At 64.9% G+C, this 21915-nt stretch carries 18 protein-coding genes and 1 pseudogene; 8 read left to right on the top strand and 11 right to left on the bottom strand.

Annotated features, from left to right (window positions below):
- Positions 1–357: 357 nt before the first annotated feature.
- Positions 358–651, bottom strand: a complete 294-nt coding sequence (locus ABDC78_RS00700; RefSeq protein WP_178359002.1) for a hypothetical protein — start codon at positions 649–651, stop codon at positions 358–360.
- A 277-nt stretch (positions 652–928) separates the two neighbouring features.
- Here ABDC78_RS00700 and ABDC78_RS00695 point away from each other — a divergent pair, with 277 nt between their 5' ends.
- Entirely contained in the window at positions 929–1336 is a 408-nt protein-coding gene (locus ABDC78_RS00695) for a hypothetical protein (RefSeq protein ID WP_256736081.1), read from the top strand.
- Positions 1337–1345: 9 nt separating this feature from the next.
- The gene (locus ABDC78_RS00690; RefSeq protein ID WP_178359001.1) at positions 1346–2266 is read left to right on the top strand and encodes a hypothetical protein; all 921 of its coding nucleotides are present in this window, start codon (positions 1346–1348) and stop codon (positions 2264–2266) included.
- 471 nt (positions 2267–2737) lie between these two features.
- On the opposite strand, the pseudogene ABDC78_RS00685 reads toward ABDC78_RS00690, so the two are convergent.
- Both ABDC78_RS00685 and ABDC78_RS00680 read right to left on the bottom strand, forming a co-directional pair.
- Positions 2738–3912 (bottom strand): annotated as a pseudogene (locus ABDC78_RS00685) (IS256 family transposase); the annotation flags it as partial.
- 711 nt (positions 3913–4623) lie between these two features.
- Complete coding sequence (locus ABDC78_RS00680; protein ID WP_178359000.1) at positions 4624–5811, bottom strand: hypothetical protein; 1188 nt, start codon at positions 5809–5811, stop codon at positions 4624–4626.
- 316 nt (positions 5812–6127) lie between these two features.
- Here ABDC78_RS00680 and ABDC78_RS00675 point away from each other — a divergent pair, with 316 nt between their 5' ends.
- Positions 6128–6439: a hypothetical protein gene (locus ABDC78_RS00675; RefSeq protein ID WP_178358999.1), complete on the top strand. Its 312-nt coding sequence runs from the start codon at positions 6128–6130 to the stop codon at positions 6437–6439.
- 127 nt (positions 6440–6566) lie between these two features.
- On the opposite strand, the gene ABDC78_RS00670 is transcribed toward ABDC78_RS00675, so the two are convergent.
- Together ABDC78_RS00670 and ABDC78_RS00665 are read right to left on the bottom strand one after the other, a co-directional pair.
- On the bottom strand, positions 6567–6929 hold the full coding sequence (locus tag ABDC78_RS00670) for a hypothetical protein (RefSeq protein WP_347133285.1): 363 nt from the start codon (positions 6927–6929) through the stop codon (positions 6567–6569).
- A 75-nt stretch (positions 6930–7004) separates the two neighbouring features.
- Positions 7005–9176, bottom strand: coding sequence for a DUF87 domain-containing protein (locus ABDC78_RS00665; protein ID WP_178360336.1), 2172 nt, complete (start codon positions 9174–9176; stop codon positions 7005–7007).
- Between the two features lie 98 nt (positions 9177–9274).
- Here ABDC78_RS00665 and ABDC78_RS00660 point away from each other — a divergent pair, with 98 nt between their 5' ends.
- On the top strand, positions 9275–10255 hold the full coding sequence (locus ABDC78_RS00660; RefSeq protein ID WP_256736237.1) for a hypothetical protein: 981 nt from the start codon (positions 9275–9277) through the stop codon (positions 10253–10255).
- Positions 10209–11264 (top strand): UDP-N-acetylmuramate dehydrogenase, encoded by a 1056-nt coding sequence (locus ABDC78_RS00655; protein ID WP_347133284.1) that lies wholly within the window; start codon positions 10209–10211, stop codon positions 11262–11264. The genes ABDC78_RS00660 and ABDC78_RS00655 overlap by 47 nt, the downstream gene beginning before the upstream one ends.
- On the opposite strand, the gene ABDC78_RS00650 is transcribed toward ABDC78_RS00655, so the two are convergent.
- Positions 11253–11531: a hypothetical protein gene (locus ABDC78_RS00650; RefSeq protein ID WP_178360333.1), complete on the bottom strand. Its 279-nt coding sequence runs from the start codon at positions 11529–11531 to the stop codon at positions 11253–11255. The two genes, ABDC78_RS00655 and ABDC78_RS00650, sit on opposite strands and share 12 nt — an antisense overlap.
- An 85-nt stretch (positions 11532–11616) precedes the next feature.
- On the opposite strand from ABDC78_RS00650, the gene ABDC78_RS00645 reads away from it, so the two are divergent.
- Genes ABDC78_RS00645 through ABDC78_RS00635 form a run of 3 tightly spaced genes read left to right on the top strand, consistent with a single transcriptional unit; the run spans position 11617 to position 16223 of the window.
- Positions 11617–13008, top strand: a complete 1392-nt coding sequence (locus ABDC78_RS00645; RefSeq protein WP_178360332.1) for a hypothetical protein — start codon at positions 11617–11619, stop codon at positions 13006–13008.
- The gene (locus tag ABDC78_RS00640; protein ID WP_178360331.1) at positions 12995–14629 is read left to right on the top strand and encodes a hypothetical protein; all 1635 of its coding nucleotides are present in this window, start codon (positions 12995–12997) and stop codon (positions 14627–14629) included. The genes ABDC78_RS00645 and ABDC78_RS00640 overlap by 14 nt, the downstream gene beginning before the upstream one ends.
- 31 nt (positions 14630–14660) lie before the next feature.
- Positions 14661–16223: an MBL fold metallo-hydrolase gene (locus ABDC78_RS00635; RefSeq protein WP_178360330.1), complete on the top strand. Its 1563-nt coding sequence runs from the start codon at positions 14661–14663 to the stop codon at positions 16221–16223.
- Positions 16224–16271: 48 nt separating this feature from the next.
- On the opposite strand, the gene ABDC78_RS00630 is transcribed toward ABDC78_RS00635, so the two are convergent.
- The 5 genes from ABDC78_RS00630 to ABDC78_RS00610 all read right to left on the bottom strand — a co-directional run bounded on the left by ABDC78_RS00630 (position 16272) and on the right by ABDC78_RS00610 (position 21885).
- A complete protein-coding gene (locus tag ABDC78_RS00630) occupies positions 16272–16613 on the bottom strand; it encodes a hypothetical protein (protein ID WP_347133283.1) in 342 nt (113 codons plus the stop codon).
- Positions 16614–16706: 93 nt separating this feature from the next.
- The gene (locus ABDC78_RS00625) at positions 16707–17705 is read right to left on the bottom strand and encodes a hypothetical protein (protein WP_178357548.1); all 999 of its coding nucleotides are present in this window, start codon (positions 17703–17705) and stop codon (positions 16707–16709) included.
- A 3-nt stretch (positions 17706–17708) separates the two neighbouring features.
- The gene (locus tag ABDC78_RS00620; RefSeq protein WP_178357549.1) at positions 17709–19049 is read right to left on the bottom strand and encodes a CHAT domain-containing protein; all 1341 of its coding nucleotides are present in this window, start codon (positions 19047–19049) and stop codon (positions 17709–17711) included.
- Complete coding sequence (locus ABDC78_RS00615; RefSeq protein WP_178357550.1) at positions 19046–20425, bottom strand: hypothetical protein; 1380 nt, start codon at positions 20423–20425, stop codon at positions 19046–19048. Before ABDC78_RS00615 ends, ABDC78_RS00620 begins: the two co-directional genes overlap by 4 nt.
- Positions 20422–21885 carry a hypothetical protein gene (locus ABDC78_RS00610; RefSeq protein WP_178357551.1) on the bottom strand — a complete coding sequence of 488 codons (1464 nt, stop codon included), beginning with the start codon at positions 21883–21885 and terminating at the stop codon, positions 20422–20424. The genes ABDC78_RS00615 and ABDC78_RS00610 overlap by 4 nt, the downstream gene beginning before the upstream one ends.
- Between the last annotated feature and the right edge of the window lie 30 nt (positions 21886–21915).

The raw sequence follows: 21915 nt of genomic DNA, 5'->3' as shown, positions 1-21915 counted from the left end.
GTCGCTGACATACAGGCAGTGGCGCTCGACACCGGTCATAGTCAACACCGGCGTGCCCGTGCACTCGCCCTAGGCAGCACGGCGGTGCGCACCTTAAAGTGCCGCCGTCGTCGACGTAAACTGTGACTTCTCACGCTTGATGACCAATCGCGGATCGGTGAACTGCAGCGCTCCAAGCTATCTCACGACTTGACCATGGGAGTTTGTCCCACGATCGTGACCAATGTTCGCCACAAGCATTCAATGACTTACCGGAGCATGATGCAGGAGGCTTCGATGTCCCGTGACGGTCCACTCGGAAGCCCCACCACTTGCCAGGTGCGCGATCGTGAGGTTTCGGAGACTCAATGCATTAACTCAGCCATCGCGCCACTTGTTCTTCTCGGCAGGTGTCAACGGCCATAAATGCTCGCTGTTGAGGGGGCCACTCAGGTCGCGAGGCGCTTGGCGCGCGGCAATTGCAACCTGAGTCGCTTGCTCACGCGTGTAAAAGGTTCCGGTCTTGCCAACGAATCCCTCATCGCATCCATCGCGACTAATGAGACCCTTCAGCGCCATTGCCTCATAGACATTGCGGTGCCGACGACCGGTCACGACTTCACCCCACGGGTACCGCACTCCAGCAACCAGAATCACATCCGGATCTTCCACCGCTCACCTTCTCCGCTCGGTCGGGGCCGGCCATAGCGCCGCTACCGCAGGACCATCGGATATTAACTCGCCAGTGCACCTGCTGTATCAACCCCACGGGCCAAGCGCGCAGAGTTGCCTGCACGGATCCCCCACGCTTGGCCCTGTCGTCCAATCAGCCTATACCGCCGATACTCGAACACACGTACGATGGGCGAGTGCGCCGCTTCAATCGCACACTGGACAAAGGCCAGCGCGTATGTTGGCCGAATCATCCTGGCCTGGAGGAGAATTGACTATGCGCACTCCGATTCGACACGGCGAGATACTCTTGCTTCCTGTTGCTGCAGCGCCCGACGGTCCGCGAGTGATGGCGGCAGAGTGCATCGTCGGTCACAGCGAATCCGGCCACCATCACGTCCTTGAAGGCGACGTTGAGTTTGCACAGGTGGCCGGGGCGAACGGCGAGCTCTACGTTGCACTCGACACTCCTACCCCTCTTCGCCACCGGAAGTCCTACCAGCAACATCGGGAGCTTTTGGTTCCGGCCGGCGTGTGGCGGATCATCCGCAAGACGGAATTCGATGTTCGGAGTATGCCTCCGATCCCCGATGAAGCGCCGGTGCGCGATACGAAGCCTGCGGTCACCCCCCCCAAACCCGCGATACCACAGAAAAGGTCGGCGGTACGCCTCGTCCGCGATTAGGCCGAGCGGGTGGAATTCGACGTCGATGCGCTCACTGAACTGGTCGCTGACTTCTGTCGATCGCGTGACGTTTACACGCGATCGCGCTGCCGGGTCGTTTACAAGCTCGAGAAGGCCTTCGAAATAATCGACCGCATCGGTCCTGACCGGCGTTGGAAGACAATCGCCAGTCGCCGCAGCGGTAGTGACTTCCCGAGCTCGAACAACGGGATGCGCGGGACAACAGTTGAACGTATCGTCTACGACCTATCGCTTATCGAATGGGCGAACGACAACTCAAGAAGAGCAGCGAGTCCGTGGTACCTCAGCCATACCGTCGTCTCCGCGGCACATTGGGCGCGCTTCTCTCACGCCATTCGCGTCGCCCGCAAACATGGCCTCGGCTGGATGATCCCTGCGAATAAGGATGTACTCATCGTTCCCAGGCCGTCACTGCGGCGACTGGAGGACCGGCCAGATGTGCTCCACAATGACAACGGACAAATGGCCGTTGAGTGGTCGGACGGCAGCGGTTACTACTTCCTGCGCGGTACGCGATTCAGCGAAAACTTGTATACCAGAATCATTAAAGGCGAGCTCTCTCTCAACCAAGCTTCCCTACTCGAAAACGCCGACCAGAGATCAATCGCACTCAGCTACATGACCTTCGACCAGCTTGTTCACCGCTCTGCTGCGGAACTGCTGGACGTCGGAGTGAAGGGCACCGCACTTTACCGTCTCCCGCTGCCAGGTCGCATACGGCGCGATCGAGTGGATGGTTACGGCGGATACGACTACTTCATCCACATGCGCGACGCCAGCCACCCTGAGCGTGAATTCATCGAATGGGTCGACCCGCGTGTCGCGGTGCGCCGGGACGCAGAACTTTGCCAAGCGCAGGCATTTGGGATCACTCTCGACGAATGGCTGTCCATCGCGCAGGAGGGTTGATCTATCAGAGAACAGCGGGTGACGGGGGAGCTCTCGGCCGACGTAGCGATCGCGAGCCCTAACGTCGCGCGCGTGGGCCGCAACGTGAAAGTGCCAGTGTCGGAACATCTCCACAAAGTCGGTCATGTAGCCCGATCTCCTCTTCAACGTAAGCACCTGGCGGGGCGGTTAAACGGAGCCAACCTGAACAGCGCCGACCTCGACCGGACACGCCGCCACCTCGAACGGTTCCTGGCCGGTGCCTGGGAGCTTGCTGCCCTCGGACGTACGGCAACCTGGAGATAGCGGAGTCGACGTGGCATCGCTGGGTAGCCCTTGTACCCCGCCGGCATCAGGGCCGCCGTGGGTGCGATGTCGGTCAAGTCCAGGGACGTAGTGTACGGCGTCGTCGTGTGATTCTTCGTGGTGATGGTTCAGGCGGTGGAGTGCCGCGGGGGTGGCCTCCTGTTCGGTCGGGGTGTCGTTGACGGTGCGTGATTTGCTCAGGACGTCGAGGCCGAGGTAGCGCCGGGACTCGGCCCATTCGTCGTGTTGCTCGGCCAGGACGGCGCCGACGAGACGGATCAGGGCGTCGCGGTCGGGAAAGATGCCGACGACGTCGGTGCGCCGCCGTATCTCCTTGTTGAGCCGTTCCTGGGGATTGTTCGACCAAATCTGGGACCAGATCTGCTTGGGGAACCCGGTGAACGCCAGCAGGTCCGGCCGGGCTGCCTCCAAGTGGTCGGCCACCTTGGGTAGCTGGTCGGACAGCGCGTCGATGATCCGGTCATACTGGGCTGCAACGGATTCGGTGTCCGGTTGGTCGAACACCGAATGCAAAAGGGTGCACACCCACGGCCACGACGCCTTCGGGGTTATGGCCATCAGATTGGTCGTGTAATGCGTTCTGCACCGCTGCCACGTTGCGCCGGGCAGTGTGGCCCCGATGGCGGCCACCAACCCTGCGTGGGCGTCGCTGGTGACGAGCTTGACCCCGGACAGGCCGCGGGCGGTCAGCGATCGCCAGAACGTCAGCCAGCCGGCCCCGTCTTCGGCGGTGGTGACGTCGATGCCGAGGATCTCGCGGTAGCCCTCGGCGTTGACTCCGACGGCGATCAGGGCGTGCACGTTGACCACCCGGCCGCCTTCGCGGACCTTGAGTACCAGGGCGTCGGCGGCGACGAACGTGTAGGGGGCGGCGTCCAAGGGGTGCGGAACGCCTCGACGGCGGTGTCGAGTTCCTTGGCCATCACCGACACCTGCGATTTCGACAGCGGCGTGATGCCGAAAGTTTCGACGAGCTTGTCCATCCGCCGGGTGGAGACGCCGAGCAGGTAGCAGGTCGCGACCACAGTCGTCAGGGCCCGCTCCGCGCGTTTGCGACGTTCCAGCAGCCAGTCCGGGAAGTACGATCCGTGCCGCAGCTTGGGGATCGCCAGATCCAGACTGCCTGCGCGGGTGTCGAATTCGCGGTGCCGGTAACCGTTACGGGAGTTGGTCCGCTGCGCCGAACGCTCACCGTATCCGGCGCCGCACAGGGCGTCGGCCTCGGCGCCCATCAGGGTGTGGATGAACGTGGCGAGCAGCTCGCGCAGCACGTCGGGGTGGGTGGTGGTGAGTCGTTCGGCCAGCACGGTGGGCAGGTCGATATTGTGGGCAGCGGTCATCGCGTGGTTCCTTTGCTCGAGTGACTTTGACGGGTCCCTCGAAGAATCACGCGATGACCTTCAATGACTCGGCTACGACACGCCGGTACCGCTGATCAGGTCCGACTCGTACACCACTCTGCTGGACGCAACCGCGATGTCTCCGAGATTCGTCCGATGCGCTCTGGGCGAGGGACTTTCAGTTCGACACGACCGCCGGTGGCCGCACGTCGGAAGTGTTGAACGTGATAAAGAAGTTCACCCTTGAAGCGCTAGCGATTGAGATGGGTCGCGGCGTCGACGCCGATGGCATGGTCGATGCGTTGGATCGCGGCTGACGCTTGTGCTTGGGGACGCCGCACTTTGTGCGTGTCGATAACGTGCGTGAGTTCGTGGTCCACGATGCGGCCGATCGGGGTCGATTCAACAGTACCGATTCACTTTTCATCGATCCTGGCTCGGCATGGCAGAGCGCCTGGATCACGTCGTTCGACGGTCGCCTGGGCGACGAACTTCTCAATGTATGGCGCTTCGACTCGCTGCTGGGAGCCTGCGCGATATCGAAGACTGGCGGACCAACGTTCTCGTCGACGCTTCCCCGTGAAGAAGCTCCAACCTCACACCGACGCCACTTCTGCGAAGGCTGCAGCGTATAAGCGCCGCGAGACGAAGCGGGGCTGCAAGCTCGTGGGCATCCACGCAACTCGACCGTGGCCGAGGGCGTCACATTCCCTAGCCCGCGCGAAGTATGTCGCAAGCATAGACAAGCATTCTTCTCGCGGACCGGATCGCTGAAAGTGTCTCCTGGAGCACGTATTCAGCCGTAAGGGGCCTGTCCCCCCAGTCCGCACCAAAGCCGACCGCGTCGACCTCGACTCCGTGGTCTAGGTAGAGCCGCTTGATCCCGTCAAAGGTCTGGAACGGGACGAACACCTGAGTGGTGACAACAAGCGCGCGTTGTCCAATGCGTGGATTTGCTACCCGCGTCCAGAGTGCGAACGTATCAGTGGTGTCAGGACGATACGGTGGCCGGTGAGTACTCGCGGACAGCACCGCACCTTGATTAATCCGTCGGGAATCAGTCAAATCCGCCTTGCGCTCATGGGTGTATTCCGGTGGCGTGTCGATCGAATCGCCCGAATGTGAATCCAGCCACGTCGGACAGAGGTCGTCTGCTGATCTGCAGCCGCAAAGGTACATCGGCGTACTCACTGTCAATCCGAATGCCCGGTGCGCTCCCGCGGCCATAAGGTCGAATTCGTCTCGTGCCTGCTCGGCGTAGTATGCGACCTCTGCTGCCTCGGGAGGCTCGTCTATCAGAAACCTGGGACTGCCGAGAAAGTACAACCGCCCGAGTCCCGTTCCACTGGCCGCCAGGTCCGCGGCAAGCTGAGAACGGAGCTGGGGTGACTTGTAGCCGCCGCCCAGCACCAGAGTCATGTCATAACTGCTGTGTCGTGGTGCTTCTGGATCAACCAGCCCTAGTCGACGTGAGCAGTCGATTATGTCGCCACGCAGGGCGTTATCAAAGGTGGCCGCAGACGCTTGTGCTCTCTCTCGGTACTGGCCGCCTTGGCCGCCGCGGAAGTTGAAGTGCTCAGCGACCTGCCGCTCAAGCGACAATGTCCTTCGGAGGATGCCTACGTATTCACGTGTAAGGCCCACACTGACCGGCTGTGTGTTGTCGACAATCTGCTCGAGCCAGCGTGGCAACTCCTCGTTGAGATGAAGCCAGCCGCCGGACGTAATGGGATCGTCGGGCTGGGTCGAGCTCGGTGGCATCTCCTCGTCAAAAAGGGCGAGAAGGTCCGCCATCGCTGGGCTGAAGAGCCACGCAGCGGCGAAGTCGAAAACGTGGTCTGCCCTCGCCGCCGGGGTTGACCCCTCCGCGGCAGTCAGCTGCTGGGTTTCCTTCAGCACGCTTGCCGCCAATCCTTCGCGGCAACTTTCGCTATGCACTCGAGACCAACGATCGTCATGGCCCACAATGTACGGGCACGTCCCCGGTGATTGCCCCACCGCTGCGGCAACTGCCCAACTCCCTGACAGGACATCGCGACGTCACCCTCGAGTCGTTGCTTTGAGCCGTGGTCGCCGCTTCTATCGGGACGTTCAGCGTCCAACACAGATACGCTGAGCAGCCGAACGGTCAGTCACATCGCCGGACCCACTTGACCATGGCGGCCGTAGAACGCAACGATCGTGCGATTCGATCGCATTCGCAAGGGAGACCTTTTTGAACGAGGCGGAGGCTGTTCGCCGGGCCGCTGGGTTGCCAGACGATCAAGTCTCGCTGAACCGTGCTGACGGCGCGCTCGGTGAAGTGCTGGTCATCGCAGTTCAGCGATATCTGACTCAGGTATCCAACGAGTGGGACGTCGAACTGTTCTTTGAGACGTACGGCAGACCACCACGCGACGGTAGTAGTTGGTCGACGGCGATCATCGACGGGCTGAACTCTCGAATGGACTTTCCCGACAGCGGCAAGCAGGAACTCATCCAGGAGTCGATCGACGGCGCGGTCAGACTCCTCAACCGCTCCCAGTAGCGAATGTCAAAGCGGCCAGCCTCCGACCGTTCGGGCGAAATGCGGGTCTACAAGACAAGGCACGGGCTGTTCCAAATGCGGTGGACGGGTTCGGTGGGCGCCGTAGCACCCACCGAACCCCGCCACCTCAGCAGCGATACCCGTCGTACCCCTGCCCCTCCCACGGATAGATCGACAACCGGAACGCCGAACACCACCCCCGATTCGCATACTGCCCCGCAATCCACCGATGCCCCTGCACCAACGCGAAGTACAACGCCCTGATCTGCCACGGAACCCCCGCAGGCAACCCCGGCGCCCGCCCCTCCGACAACGCCCGCGTCTCCGCCTTCGACAAGTACACCGTGCACCTCCCATCCCGGCAGCCACCCGTCGTCGCCGCCGACAACCACGCCGCACCCAACCCCACACCGGCCAACACCGCCACCGCAACCACCGCCGCCGACAACCACGCCACCAACCGCCCCACACCCTGCCGAACACCAACCATTTTCCACTCCTTCACACCACAACGACAGCGCCGGAAGCCCGCAGGCCACCCACCACAGCGATCCCCCACCGGCCCTTACGAGGCGTCGGCGCTCTCCCGATCGCGGTTGGCGAGCCACTCGTCGAGGAATCCCGGTGCCTTCGCCGACGGACGCGGTGCAGGCGGTGGAGGAACGGGGGACGTCACAGCCGAATGGCCGGCGGCGGCAGCGGATGTGCGCTCCCGAAACGCGTCGACCAACTCGCGGTTGCGCTGCTCCTCCAGTACGCCGACGAAACGATCGAGTTCGGCACCCACGCGCCCGGCAACACGGTCGTTGTGATCGACGACGAGCGTGTGCGGTTCGGTCGGGAACTCGGCGGCCGTCCGCTGTACGACGGCCGATAGATCGGGCAGCGTCGTCAAAGTCGGCACACCCACCTTGGCCCCGAACCGCTGGTGCATCTCGGCGCTGTCGGCGACGGCCCCGCGAAACGACACCGTCGTCGCGACGTTGCCATCGACGGCGGGCCGGACCTCATCGTCGAGCTGGCCGAGGTATTGGTGGGCGAGCACCACGGACAGCCCGAACTTGCGTCCCTCCGACAGCATCGACGACAGCGCTCCCGCTGCCAGCGCCTGCGCCTCATCGACGACGACGGTGAACGGTCGCGCGGTATCCGTGCGCCGCAGTGCCGATATCCACACCCGATTGAGGTACAGGTAGCCCAGCAGTCGGGTGGCGGACTCGCCGAGCGCGCTCTTCGAGAGGTCGACCAGGATGATGCGGCCGCTGTCCATGGCGTCGGCCATGTCGATCGCGTCCTCACCGCTGCCCAACACGGCCCGCATCGCACTCGTCGACGTGAACGGCTCGAACTTGCTGTTCACCCAGGCCACGACCTCGCCGTACTCGTTGGATCGTTGGCTCGCAACGTCGTTGGCGAGCCACGCCTTGAGCCGGTCATCGTCGGCAGCGGCGACGGCCTTCCGCATGAACGCCTCGTCGGCCAGTGCGGCCGGAACATCCAGGAGCGTCGCCCTCGGTCCGTGTACCGCGGCAAGTGCGCGCAGCCCCATCGAGACACGCTCGCGGAAACGCGGACCCACGATCCCGGTGTGCTTCCTGTCGAACAGATGCTGGAACATCTCGCACACGTCGTCGATCGCGATCTCGCGGCGCAGGACATCGTCCTCGGCGAGCGGGTTCAACGGCACCGGATTGGCGACGTCGCCGCAGCGCACCAGCCACGTCCTCGCCATCGCGCTGGCGGGCAGTTCCGCGACGATCCGGTCAACCAGTTGTCCGTGCGGGTCGAGCACCAGCATGCCGTCGTCTCCCGCTGCGACGCCGTGCGTGAATCCAGCCAGGAACGACGACTTCCCCGTCCCGGTCCGTCCGATGACGTGCACATGTCGCAGCCGCTCGTTCGCTCCGAGCCGAACATCGACGAGGTGCCCGGCCGTGCTCATCGCGGACCCCAGTCGGACGACGTGGTCGTCCGCGCCGTCGCTCTCACGGTTGGGCTGCATCGGCAGGGTCGCAGCCCCACCGGGGGGAACGCCGGGTAGCGACGCCTCGCCCGCCACGGGAACCGCGAAGATCGAGGGCAGCTGTGCCGCATCGAGTCTGACCACGGTCGCCGCCGCCCCTCGGTCGGCCGAGATCGCGAGACCTCGGAGCCGATCGCGAAGCTCCGCGCGAAGGCGGAGCGGCGGCGGCGCTCCGTCGGTGAGTACCGCAAGTTCCGCCTCCCAGGCCGGATCCGCCGCCGCGGGGCGGTCGGCGTTGCGAAGTCGCACCGACACACCGACCCCGGCATGAGGGGCCACCAGACGGACGATGTCGACCGCCGAACCGTCGATCAGGTCGTACACCGCGGCCGGTCGCGTGTCGTCGATCGGGGACACGAAACCGAGCTGGCCGGACGAACCACGGCAGACGACGGGCCACACACTGGCACGTCCGTACTCGGCGTGCTCCCGAACCTCCGCCACCTGATCGAGCACCGAGCCCGCCTCGGCGAGCAGTTGCCACGTCATGGCGCCGGCTTCCGCCGCCAGTGCGATTCCGACGACACCGTCGACCCCCGTGCGCACCGTCAGCTCGAAGAGCGCCCCTGGCACTTCCGCGAGAAGCCCTCCGAGCACCGTCGGAATCTCGCGACGCAGCCGTATCGCCTGCTCCTCGTCGTACTGGCGCAGTGCGCCGAGCGTGACATGCTCACGAATTACAGGCTCGAACTCGTTGGCGGGAATCTCCTTCATGGGACCTCCTCAGGTCGTCGTGTTCTGACGAAGGGAGCAGCGATCCCCCACGGGCAGTTGGGCATACTGGGGCGGTGACGCAGTTGAGCAGGCGGCGCGTGGATTCCACCGAGGCTGTGCAGTTCTCGGTCATCGATTTCGCGGACGGCACGGACGGGCCGGAATCGCTCTTGCAGGCGATCGCCGACTGGCTCGAATCAGACGAGATGGCGGTCCTGCTCGCGACCTTCGGTGAGCGGCTCAGCGCCGGCGGGATCGGTGCCCGTCTCGAAGGGGCTGACCGGATCTCGCAGTCCATTTTCGACTTTCGTCAGGGCGGGGAACGATGGGAGGCCGAAGAGGTCGAGTTCGCCACCGGTGCGACATCGGCCGCGGGTGCGTTGATCGCGCGGATCTACCGAGAACCGACGCCGAACGTCGCCGCGGAGTTGGGTGAAAACCGACACGCGCTTGTGATGGGTGCCCGCCTCGACAGCTGTCTGCTACGCGCGGAACTCATGGTCGAGCTGCTGAACCGCGGCCTAGGCGTCGGCGACGGGCTGGACGCGATGACCGCGGCCCCTCGAGCTCATGCTCGGGGTGTCGTGCGGTACGCGCAGCGCCGCACATCCCGAGCCGAGCGAGGTGCGGTTGGTGACCGCGGGACCGCCGCGCGTGACGGCGCTGGCAGCGGCGCCCGGCGAGCCCGGCAAGTCCAGAGCCACGACGACGGACACCTACCGCTTCTTCCTCCAGACCGCCACCGATGTCGGCGCGACCACCCGCGTTCTCGTCGTGACCTCGGCGATTCACGGCCCGTTCCAGCACGCGCAGGCACTCGCCGCGCTGAACGTCGGTCGTGGCACGCCGATCACAACAGTGGGGGCCCTTATCGGCACGAGTGCGCACTCGGCCGTGCGCGGGAATGGACGACAGCCCAGTGGCTGCAGGAGATCCGGTCCGCCATCTGGTCGATGCGCCTGCTGTGCGAGCGGTCAGCCGCGAACACCCCCGCCTCGTCGGCTAAGCCGGGGACGCCGGTACCGTTGGCGTGTGCGGAAGAGCTTCGCCGAGTTGACGACGATGCGGTTGGGCGGTGACGCGGCCGAGTACGCCGCGGTGCACACGACCGCTGACCTGGTCGAGGCCGTGTCGGCGGCCGACGTCGCAGGCACACCGGTGGTGGTGCTCGGCGAGGGCTCCAATCTCGTTGTCGGCGACGGTGGCTTCGACGGGATCGCCGTGCACGTCCGGACCGGCGGGTTCGACATCGACGGCGCGACGGTCACCGTGGACGCCGGAGTGCACTGGGACGACGTGGTCACGCGGACGCTCGACGCGGGACTCGGTGGGCTGGAGCCGTTGTCGGGTGTGCCGGGGTCGACGGGCGGCACACCGGTGCAGAACGTCGGCGCCTACGGTGCGCTGGTGTCGCAGTTCCTGCACGACGTCCAGGCCTTCGACCGACGCACTCGCGAAATCGTCACAATCCCCGGCGGAGCGTGCGGCTTCGGGAGCCATCGGCAGTCGATCTTCAAGCACTCCGACCGGTGGGTCATTTTGTCCGTTCGGTTCGCACTCGACCAGACGGGGACGTCACGCCCTATCGTTTACGCAGGACTTGCGCAGCGACTCGCCCTCAACGTGGGAGACGTGGCGGCCACGGACGACGTCCGCGCGGCCGTGCTCGAGTTACGCCGCGAACGCGCGATGCTCCTCGACGCGGACGATCACGACACGTGGAGTGTTGGCTCGTTCTTCATCAACCCCGTCCTACCGTCGATTCCCGTGAAAGCGCGCGACTGCCCGACATACCCCGACGTCGCGGGTGTGAAGCTTCCCGCGGGTTGGCTCATCGACCACGCCGGGTTCGCTCCCGGTTACGGCGCCCAGTGGGGTCGGGGACGCGTGCGGCTGTCGACGAAACACGCGCTGGCGGTGACCAATCGGGGCGGCGCTACCACCGGCGAGGTTATGGCGTTCGCCGCGCACATCAGAGAGGGCGTCGAGCGGGCCTTCGACGTGCGACTCGGACCGGAGTGCGATCTGGTGAATTGCTCGTTCGACGACCCGGCCCCCGAGTGGTTGGCGGCCGCGTCAGCGAATTAAGCAGGCGATCACGTCGCCTTCGCGAATTAGCAGGTAGTGCTTCGACTCGACGTACACCTCGACCGCGGCTTTCTCCTTGAAGACCACGGTGACGTCCTTGACGAGCTTCTCGGACTGCACTTTGGGACCGATCGCCAGAACCCGTGCCAAATACGGATGCTTAAACTCGTCGGGGAGCACGAGGCTCGTCGGGCAGTTGTCATTGCCCCGGTCCTCACCGAGCAGGTAATCCCCCATGGGTTCAAGCGGCAGCATTTGTTCGGTCACGTGTCGGCCTTCCTCCCCACCCCGGCCCGGCGCCGCGGTAACCTGGTGACTCTCGGTCAGCACTCTAACCGGACGAGGACGCTCATTGCCCGCTGAATCCTTCGGCCCGCTGTATCGCCAGTCGGCGTACATGAACCAGTACCCGCCGATGGCGTTGGGCGACTATCAGGACCTCCCGGCCAGGGCCTACCAGGCTCGGCAGCAGACCAGGGAGCGCCGGGAGCAGTTCGCGAGACGCCTCGCGAACACGATCGTGATCAAGGAGGGAGTGTCCTCTCAGGCAACGGTTTTCGAGGCCGAGGCGCTCCACATCGTGTCCACGACGCTGGCAGGGGAACTGCCGCCGCGCGATCTGATCGAGTTGTTGCGCGTGCCTGTCGTGCAGTTGCGGGATCGCCGTCGTGATGCTCCGGAACTCGGCTACTACTGCGGACTGCTGGTCAGGACGCTCTCGATGGCGGCCAGCAAGCTGGACAACTACACCGGCGCCTTCCATCAGACGAACCGCGCGCATCGTGCCTACGAGTACACCGACGGCGCCGCAGCGTCGGCGGGCGTGCGCAGCGAGGCCATGCAGCAGGTGTACTTACAGGAGTGCGGCCAACTGATCAGGAACGTCGAGGCCGGACTCGTCGAATCGGATCCCGATGCACGGGCGCGTCAGCTCACGGGCGAACCACCGGAGACGGCGCTGGACCCCGATCTGGAGCTGACGCCCATGCGGATCATCGCGCGAGCCGGCGCGGAAGCTGGGCGACGAGCGTGCATGATCCTCGACGACATTCGGCTCGCGCGGGCACTGGACCCCACGCCCGACCCCGAGCAACGGACGCTTGCGGTGACGTCATGGGTGCTCACCGCGGACATCATGTACATGCGCGCGCTCCTGCTCGCATCGCTGCTCGAAATGTGTGTGCCGCAGGGTAATCGGGACGCCCACCCGCCTTACCTAGACGAGGTAGGGCGGATGTACCGGCGGATCACCGAGGTTTCGCTCGCAGACCTCAGGCACCCGAAGCTGACCGTGCCACATCGGATGGATCTGACCCGCAACGTGCTGCTGTGGTCTTTCATGACCCATTCCCGCCACCCCTACGTCAAGAGCCGCGACCAGCTGACCAAAGTGCGTGACGGCCTGCCCCGCTACTTCGTCGAGGCCGTCGGCGGGCGATTGGACACCGTCGCGTGCTCCCACGCACTCGCCGAGAACAACCACAACGCGGGCATTCTTGACAATCTCGGCCGCAGCGATCCCTACCGTTGCCTGATTGACTTGAGTGGACCTCAGGCCGCGAGCTACGGCTCGTGGCTCGCCGGGCGACACGCGTACCGCCGCTCGCGCATCGACACCGACCCCGACCTCGAACTGCTTGACGTACGGGCGGCGAACGCCAGCATCCGCAGGCGCCTGAGGCATGCGGCGCACATGGTTAGGCGCTCCGGCCGCTATCCGAATGTGTTCCGTGGCCTCGCCTGACCTGTGGGAGACGTGCGAAGCCGCTCTGGAACGCGGCAAGCGCAAGCTGGAATCAGGCGACTTCCACGGTGCAGCATCTGAATTCGTCGAGGCGCGGCGGTGTTTCCTGGAAGACGACATGGATCTTGTTCTCGCGGCGCGCGCCGGCCTATACCTGAGCCAGTCGCTCATCGAGGGGGGTGCACTCGACGACGCAGAGTCCTTGCTGACCGAACTGGAACCCGAGATACCGAAGGAGCGCCGCAATCACGTCGCGCCACTGCATCAGGCACGTGGCAGGATCGCTTACCTGCGCGGCGACATCACGACCGCCGTGTCGCTACTCGGCAGCGCCTTCGCCTACTACGAGACGCGTAAAATCATTGATCGCCAGCAGGTTTCGTGTGCTCAAGCCCTTGCTGCAGTGCATCTTTCGATGGGCTCCTACGATGCCGCCGAGGACGCGCTGTGCCGGGCCCTGGAGATCTCCGACAAGATGCAGGACGACGCTGCGACACTGCGACCCGCGATCGAGGCCGAGCGTGCACTGGTCGCGGCGGCGACCGGTCGCTACCAGGTCGCAATCGAGGATCTGACCCGTATCCGCGTCCACGCGTCGGCAATGGGGGCCGACACCATGGTCAACACCTGCACCGCCAACCTGGGTTTCACCTACATGCAGTGTGGTGACGCCGACGCCGCAATCAGGGAGTACGCAGAGGCGCGCCGCGCCTACGACGCTGCAGGTGACGCCGTCGCCGCCGCGATCTGCCGACTGAACATCGCCGTCGCAGGCCGGGTCGGCGGCACCTCGACATCGGAGTCGGCGATCGCCGAGTACCAAGCGGCGCAACCCGTCCTCGCCGCGGCGGGACGTTTCGAATTGGCTGCGACGTGCCTCCTCAACGTCGGCGTGGAGCGTCACGACGCGGGTGACCTGCCCGCGGCCGAGCGCGACTACCGGGCCGCCAGCAGCGAGTTCACTCGACTGCCGGGCCAGGAGCGGTCTGTCGCGATGTGCGAACTCGGCCTCGGTCGGTTGCACGCCGAGCGCGGCGCGTTCGACGAGGCGCAGGAAGCACTCGCGTCGGCGAGCCGCCGCTTCCGACATCTCGGCCTCGACGAGTGGGCGGCACGGTGCGCGGTGGAGACGGCGTCGGTGTTATCCGACGACGACGCGCCTTACGTCCTGGTGCCCGCCCTGCTGGCGCTGGACTCGCTTCGATTCCAGTTTCCGACGGCGGCATCGCGCTTCGCCTGGCGGGCGAGTACTGAGTACGCGGCGCGGCGGGCGTTCGAACTCGCGCACCGACTCGGGCGCGAGCGACTGCTGGCGGAACTCGTCGAGACCGCGATCAACAGCGGCGTGCACACCGCCGAAGGGCGACGTGACACTCATGCCGGTTTCAAGACGACCCCCCACACCCGGCCGTCCGGTCCGGCCGTCGTGGCCACGACGACGTCGGGTTCGGGTCGTCTGCTGGCCGGCGCGGAGTTGCCCCTGCACCCTCCGCCGGGGTTGCTCGTGGCCGATGGTCGGGTGGCGCTCATCACCTATCGCGACGAAGCCAGAAGGGCGTACCCGGCGTTGTCTGCGCAGACCTCCTATCGGACCGATGACGTGACCGTCAGCACGTGGTGACCTGCGCAAGCGCTGCGCTACCGTGGATCAGATGAAGGTGACAAGTGTGGGTCACGCGGGGTTCCACATCGCGGCCAACGGTGCGACGATCCTGTGTGACCCCTGGGTGAATCCGGCGTACTACGCATCATGGTTCCCGTTCCCCGACAACTCGCAGTTGGACTGGAAGCACCTCGGAGCATGCGACTACCTGTACGTCTCGCACCTCCACAAGGACCACTTCGATCCCCGCAATCTGGCCGAGAATGTCAGCAAGGACACCACGGTCCTGCTCCCCGACTATCCGGTGCCCGACCTCAAGCACGAACTCGAGCGGCTCGGGTTCACGAAGTTCCTCGAGACCGACAACTCGACGAAGTACCGGATCCCCGCTCCCGACGGCGACCTCGAGATCATGATCATCGCGTTGCGTGCACCAGCGGACGGTCCGATCGGCGATTCGGGTCTGGTGGTGTCCGACGGACGGACCGTGGCGTTCAACATGAACGATTCGCGGCCCGTCGACCTCGACGTGCTGGATGAGCAGTTCGGCCCCGTCGACGTGTTCATGGTGCAGTACTCGGGCGCCATCTGGTACCCGATGGTCTACGACATGCCGCAGCGGGCCAAGGATGCGTTCGCGATTCAGAAGCGGCAGCGCCAGATGGACCGCTGCCGTCAGTACATCAACCAGATCGAACCGGCGTGGGTGGTGCCGAGCGCCGGACCCCCGTGCTTCCTCGACGACTCGCTGCGACGACTCAACGACGTGTACGACGATCCGGCCAACATCTTCCCCGACCAGGTGGTCTTCATCGACCAGATGCGGCAGCACGGTCTCGACAACGGACTGCTGATGATTCCGGGCACCGAGGCCACACTCTCAGGGTCCTCCCTGATGTCACTGGAACATCCGATTCCCACGGCCGAGGCAGAGGCGATCTTCACCACGGGGAAGGCCGCCTACATCGAGGCCTACGCCGAGCGGCAGGCCCCCGTGATCGCCGCCGAGAAGGCCGCCTGGGCGCCGACGGAGGGACCGTCACTCCTCGCGCCGCTGCGCTCGAAATTCGAGCCGCTGATGGAGTTGTCACCACTCGTCTGCGACGGTATCGGGTATCCGGTCGTGCTCAGACTAAGCACCGAGGATATAGTCCTAGACTTTCCCAAACGCATTGTGCGCGAACCGATCGGCAACGAGAAGTTCCGTTACGAACTCGATATCGACGCGTCCCTCGTCCGGACCGCGGTACGTGACGACGAACCGGACTGGGTCAACAGCATCTTCCTGTCCACGCGCTTCAAGGCGCGCCGCGTCGGCGGATACAACGAGTTCCTCTACACGTTCTTCAAATGCCTCACAGCCGAGCGAATCGCGTACGCCGAGGGCTACTACGCCGAGGCGCACGACGACAGCGCCAGCATCGTCATCGACGGCTGGGAGGTGCAGCGCCGATGCCCGCACCTCAAGGCCGATCTATCGAAATTCGGTGTCGTGGAAGGCAATAAGCTGACGTGCAACCTGCACGGCTGGGATTGGAATCTGGACACCGGTCGCTGCCTCACCTCACGTGGTCACGAACTCCGAGCACGCAGGCTCGACGAAACCTCCTGACCGAACCGGGTTCGGTGGGCGCCGTAGCACCCACCGAACCCCGCCACCTCAGCAGCGATACCCGTTGTACCCCTGCCCCTCCCACGGATAGATCGACAACCGGAACGCCGAACACCACCCCCGATTCGCATACTGCCCCGCAATCCACCGATGCCCCTGCACCAACGCGAAGTACGACGCCCTGATCTGCCACGGAACCCCCGCAGGCAACCCCGGCGCCCGCCCCTCCGACAACGCCCGCGTCTCCGCCTTCGACAAGTACACCGTGCACCTCCCATCCCGGCAGCCACCCGTCGTCGCCTCCGACACCCCCGCCGCACCCAACCCCACACCGGCCAACACCGCCACCGCAACCACCACAGCAGCCACAAACCGCATCACACCAAACATTTCCCACTCCCTCACTTCATCTCGACAGCGCCGGAAGCCCCGCACGCCACAGAGAACAGCGATCCCCCATGCGAGGCACGAAGGGGTGGTGGGTCAGCGTCCCGGCACCCGGTCACTCAGCGCTGCTACGCCGTAGAGGACGAGCCCCGATACAGCCGCAAGGGAGAAGGGGATGAGGCTCACGCCGACGTCCTCGACACCCGCATCGTTGATAGTCAGGTAGATCGCCAGCGCGAGTCCCACTGCCGCACCGAACACGAAGGCCGTGTCCTTACCGCGGCCGATCACGAAGTCAACCGCGGTGACACCGGCGACCGATGCGACGATGATCGCCGCCGCCACCCAGTAGCTGCCGTCCACGAAACCCGGCCCGCGCGAGACCAGGTAGTTCGCGAGGACGATCACGCCCGCGATGAAGAGCCACGCCAGAGCGGCGAACTTCACGCGCTCATTCACCGTCTCGAGCAGCGACTTGCGGTTTCGCCGCCGAGTCGCGCTCGCAGCGGCCGACTTCTCGGCCCGATGCAGGCTTTCAAGCGCCGGATCCTGCAGTCCGCCAAGGGGTCCCGGAAGATTCTTCGTGCGCCCTCGGAGTAGATCCTCGAGCAGGCCCGTCACACCCTGCCCCTTAGTGGAGCACTGAGGTGAGCCGACACCATTTCGGTTTCTCACCAGATCGCCCCAGACACGACTCGAGTCGTACCTCACCTTTGCGAAGTCGAATGCCTGGATGTCGGCGTCCGTCATCGGTCGGAGGGTGTGCGAGTCGTGGTACGCCGTGATGTTTCGCGACGGCGCGATCACGATCTCCTCGGTGATACTCGCAACCACGAGCGATCCGTCCTGCAGGACGGCGTACACCTCGTCGACGTGAGTCTCCTCCTTGTATCCGTTGGGAGCCTTGAGTTCGGAGTTCTCCATCCGGCGGTCGAGCACCCAGTGGGGACCGAGCACCCGGACGTACCGCTTCTCGCCGCGGTTCACGTAGTTCAGCACGGGTGCTGGTGTCACCGACGTCGCCCTGGCGGCCAGTTGAGCGAGGTGCTCCACCGCGGGCTGATCGAGTCGGCTGCGTTCGTACGAGCTACCCACTTTTCAGCCCGACGGCTGCTCTATCACTGTGGCATCCGGGCCCCAGGTATTGGTCAACGACGCCCAGACCAGCGGTGAGAAGTCGATGGCACCACCGCTATCTCGCCACGAATTCAATTGTCCCCGTTGCCATGTGAGCAGTTCACCGACGGGGTCGTCGAGGGTTTGCGCCCGGTCGACGGTCAACGCGAGGTCGGTGGTCGGGTGCACACCACGGCGCGCCACATCGTCGTGGAAGTGCCAGAACGCGAGGTCGGTGGGCAACGTCCAGCGCGTCGTCGTCACCAGTTCCGCGCCGGCGTTCAGCATGGCGATCACCAGGCCGAACGTCTCGCGCGAGCGGTAATCCGCGCCACCCTCGCACGCGATGACCGCAACTCGGGATGGCATCGGCCAGATATCGTGGCCGGCAGGCGATTTCGCGTGCGGATAGCGAGCGTACTCGTCAGCCCCCGCGGTCGTCGTGCCGAGCAGGAGGTCCAGTGCGCTCAGCGGCAGGTGGGCACCGATGGGGCGAGCCATTCCCCAGCTCTCGGTGGTCTCGTCACTCAGATGCAGCGCGGCCGAACCGGGTTCATCGGGCTCAGCGGACACGTGACCGTAGTAGAACAGTCGTGATCGGGGAGTCTCGTTGAGCGCCTTCGACAGCCACGATCGAGTGAAGGTCTGCCCGCCCTGCCAACGCCTCGATTCAGCGGCGAGTGCACCGCCGGTCTCGACGTAGTCGGCGATCTGTTTCCGAATGGCATCCGAAGCGTTGGTGGTCGGCGACACCACAGGCAGCGAGTCAGGATCTCCCGGCGTCCTCGGGTCGATGACGAACACACCCGGAAGTCCGCGATGGTCGGACCATTGCCGTGCGGGCGTGCTCCGCTCCGCACGCACCGTCGCGGGCGGGTCGTACACGATGTCGACGATGTCCAGCAGCCGTTGGTCGCCGTCGCCTACTCGCAACACCTCCCATGGGACACGGGCGAGACGGGGGCTTGGGGTGAGCCGCAACCGCGGTCGTACACCGTCTTCGATCTTGGCCAGGATATCGTCGACCAAGCGAGGCGGAATGACCGCATCAGCGAGGGTTTTCGCCAATTGCTGTTCACGGTCCAGGGAAGTGAACGCACCATCCCCCATCGCCCTCGACGCGGCCTGCAGTGCCGACTCGTCATCCGACAGCGACGCGATGAGCGCCGAGTCCAGTTCAGCGATCGCGGCATCGACTGTCGCCGCGTCCAAGCGCGTGGCCCTCGGATCGTCCAGTGCGTCGAGCCAGCGCCACGCAATGTAGGTATCTCCCGCGTCTGCGGCGCGGACGAGCACATCGAGACGCATGTCGACAGTGGTCATTCGGCACCCGAACGGGACACGAGTTCGGCTAGCAGCGGCTCGGTTCCCGCTGATACAGCACGTCGTTCGACCCTGATCTCGAACGCCTCGACCGCGGCCACCCGCGCCTCGATCAACTCGCGTACGTCGACGTCGTCGATGGAAGCGTCGAGTCGCTCCTCAAGGCGCGTCAGGGCGTCACCTGCAGCTGCCTTGGCAGCTCGGATGTACCGCGTACTCGCGTCCAGGGCCTCCGTCTGATCGTCGAGCAGGGACGTTCGATGCAGCTCGGCAACTGCGGCACGCTGATCACCGAAGGCGTCCACCATCTGCCGGTCGACCCGGAGTAGGTCGCGACCAACGGCATCGACGCGAACATCGTCGAAGTCGCCGTCAGCGTGGATGATTCCGAAGGACACCGCTTGATCACCACCGACGATGGGCAACGCCGCGCTGACGGTGTGATCGTGGACCGTCATCGGAGATGAGGCGATCAAGCCGCCGTCCTCGAGACGAGCGGCATATGCCAATAACTGATTCGCCTCGAGCGTGCGGTCATCGATGCCGTCGGCGAGCGACGCGCTAACGACGACATGATCGTCATGGACCTCGATGATGAGTTCGCGTTCGGCTGCCCCGCGCCACGCCAGGATGCGAGCAGGCACCAGGGTCGGGTCGACGAACTCCAGCGTTTTGACCGCGACCGGCATCAACACACTTGGACCGTCTATGTCCGCACGCACGGCACCCGCGAAATCGAAGGCGAAGACATCAGGAATCTCCGACACCTCCTCCCGGAGGCGTGCGGCCAGCGCGTGCACATCGTCGGCCCATGCCGTACCGGCGAGCGCAGCATCAGCCACCTGTGCGATCTCGACGAGTTCGGTTGCCGCGCCGCCGCGTATCTCCCTGGCCAGACACTGTTCACCGAGGGCCAGTAGCACCGGTGCCGCGAGACCGAACACGTGTGCCGCCGCCTCCGCGTGCCCGACGCCGCTCGTGGCCGACGCGAGGTCGAGCAGCAACGCGCCTTCGTGCAGTGGGAGCACCGCGCACTGCCGCACCGCTGCAACCGTCGCCATCCGCACCCACGGGCGCGTCAGTGTGGGCGCGTTCTCGACGACGACCTGTTCGCCTCCACCGCGCAGTGCCCGTACTCGGTCGACAAGGCCTGCGTCGGCAAAAACACCTGCTAGCGACTCGATTTCGGCACCGGGCGCCGCCGCCCACGCCAACACCAGCGTCGGATCGGCGGCGTCGACGGCGAGCTCTACGCCGTCAGCGACGGGCAAGCGCACCTCTGCCACGGCGGCTACGCGCGGAAGCCACCAGCTGGTCGTACCGTCGGAATCGACGACCAGGGCGCCTTCGGCGGCCGTTTGGGTCTCCTTGCTCATCGTTCATCCTCTTCGTTCTTGGGTGCAGCGCTCAGCGCGCTGCGTTTGGCCTTCTGCAGCAATTGTTTGCGCGCGGCGAGCCTGCGAGCCTTCCGCTTGGTGCCGTCGGGGTGCTGCGTGACGAACACTCTCGGTACGTCTTCGATGACCGCTACCCGCGTATAGGCGGACCGGATCATCGATTCCACATAGGCGGCCGACGTCCTCGCGTCGAAACACACCGCGTGTTGTGGTGAGCGACCCTGCGCCCAGTCGTCGCCGAAAAGATCGATCAGACGTGCAGCGCCCTCGTCGAACGACAACGTCGTCCGACCGTCCAGGATCGCCAGTGCGAGATCTTTCTCCCAGAAGTCCGTAACCGGCGTGACCGTGCCATCGAGGTTCAGTCTCGAATAACTCTGCCTCGCCACGTCCTCGCGGAGCTTTTCGACGATGATCCGGACTTCCACCTCGTGTTCGGAGTGCGCGGCCTGTCCTCGCTTCACCACGTCGACGGGCTCGGGGCGTTCTTCATGTTCGGTGATCTGCTCAAGCGAGGCCAGTCTCCGGCGTTCCCTCGCGAGGCGCCTGTTCTCGTCGGCGACAACCTGCCGGATGGTGAGGTGGATGATTCCGGCGTGCTCCACCTTTTCCTTGCCCGCGTCGATCTTCCTCGCGAGGAACTCGATTGCCTTGGCGGAAGCGAGGCCGATGACGCCGTCGTCTCGATGTTTGAGGTAGAGCGTGGGCTTCTTGTCCAGCTCCTCCTTGAGAAGGGACCCCGCCTTCCGCCGAGCCTCTTCGGAGAGATCGCGACCGGCTTCGGGGTCCGGCTCACCGAACTCTTCGATCAGATCGTCGATGGCGGTGCTCACCGCATGAGCGATCTCGTCGTCGCGTCGTTCCTGTGCGAAGTCGAACAGACGGTGCACGTAGACGTGCATCACAGCCGTCACGTCTCCAGGGAGATGTGCACTGGGGTCTTGGAGAAAGGCCCGTGCCGACTCAGCGGATTCAATGCGCGACTGCGCCACGATCCGCGCGCGAACAGCCTTGTCGCGTATCGCCTTACGACCGGGTTCGCGAATCACGTCCACCTTCAGTCCGGATACGACGGGGCGACGCGCGTGTGCCATAGCGACCAGGCCGAGCGTGTAGCGCGCGAGCCCGTCCCCGTAGTCGTTCCAGATCTCGCTGACGGCCGTCCAGATATCGTCGCCCGCCCGTGCCGAGTTGACGCCCGCCGATGCATACTCCGCCGCCGCCGGACCGTAGTCGTCCTTCACCCAGTTGCACTTGCCGAGCAAGCTCGACCACACCGCCAGTTCCTCTTCGAACTGCTTCTTGTCGAGGTCACCGAGGTCGATGTTGGCGCGCCACCGGCCGATGAGCTGATTGCGCGAAATCAAGCCGTCATCGCCGGTTTTCGCCCACCAACGCTCCTGACGCCAAAACGGCTCAGGCGGGTTCAACTCAGCCACTCGACCCCCTCACTGTTCGGAACAACCCAC

Source organism: Mycobacterium sp. DL (assembly GCF_039729195.1).
In the GTDB taxonomy this organism is placed as follows: Bacteria; Actinomycetota; Actinomycetes; order Mycobacteriales; family Mycobacteriaceae; genus Mycobacterium; species Mycobacterium hippocampi_A.
Note: the sequence above shows the minus strand (reverse complement) of the source record. Positions and strands in the feature narration are given on the sequence as shown.

Excerpts from the sequence above, each read along its gene's own strand:
- ABDC78_RS00635 (WP_178360330.1), top strand. The coding sequence starts at position 14,661 with ATGAAGGTGACAAGTGTGGGTCACGCGGGGTTCCACATCGCGGCCAAC.
- ABDC78_RS00630 (WP_347133283.1), bottom strand. The coding sequence starts at position 16,613 with ATGTTTGGTGTGATGCGGTTTGTGGCTGCTGTGGTGGTTGCGGTGGCG.
- ABDC78_RS00615 (WP_178357550.1), bottom strand. The coding sequence starts at position 20,425 with ATGAGCAAGGAGACCCAAACGGCCGCCGAAGGCGCCCTGGTCGTCGAT.
- ABDC78_RS00695 (WP_256736081.1), top strand. The coding sequence starts at position 929 with ATGCGCACTCCGATTCGACACGGCGAGATACTCTTGCTTCCTGTTGCT.
- ABDC78_RS00670 (WP_347133285.1), bottom strand. The coding sequence starts at position 6,929 with ATGGTTGGTGTTCGGCAGGGTGTGGGGCGGTTGGTGGCGTGGTTGTCG.
- ABDC78_RS00620 (WP_178357549.1), bottom strand. The coding sequence starts at position 19,049 with ATGACCACTGTCGACATGCGTCTCGATGTGCTCGTCCGCGCCGCAGAC.
- ABDC78_RS00665 (WP_178360336.1), bottom strand. The coding sequence starts at position 9,176 with ATGAAGGAGATTCCCGCCAACGAGTTCGAGCCTGTAATTCGTGAGCAT.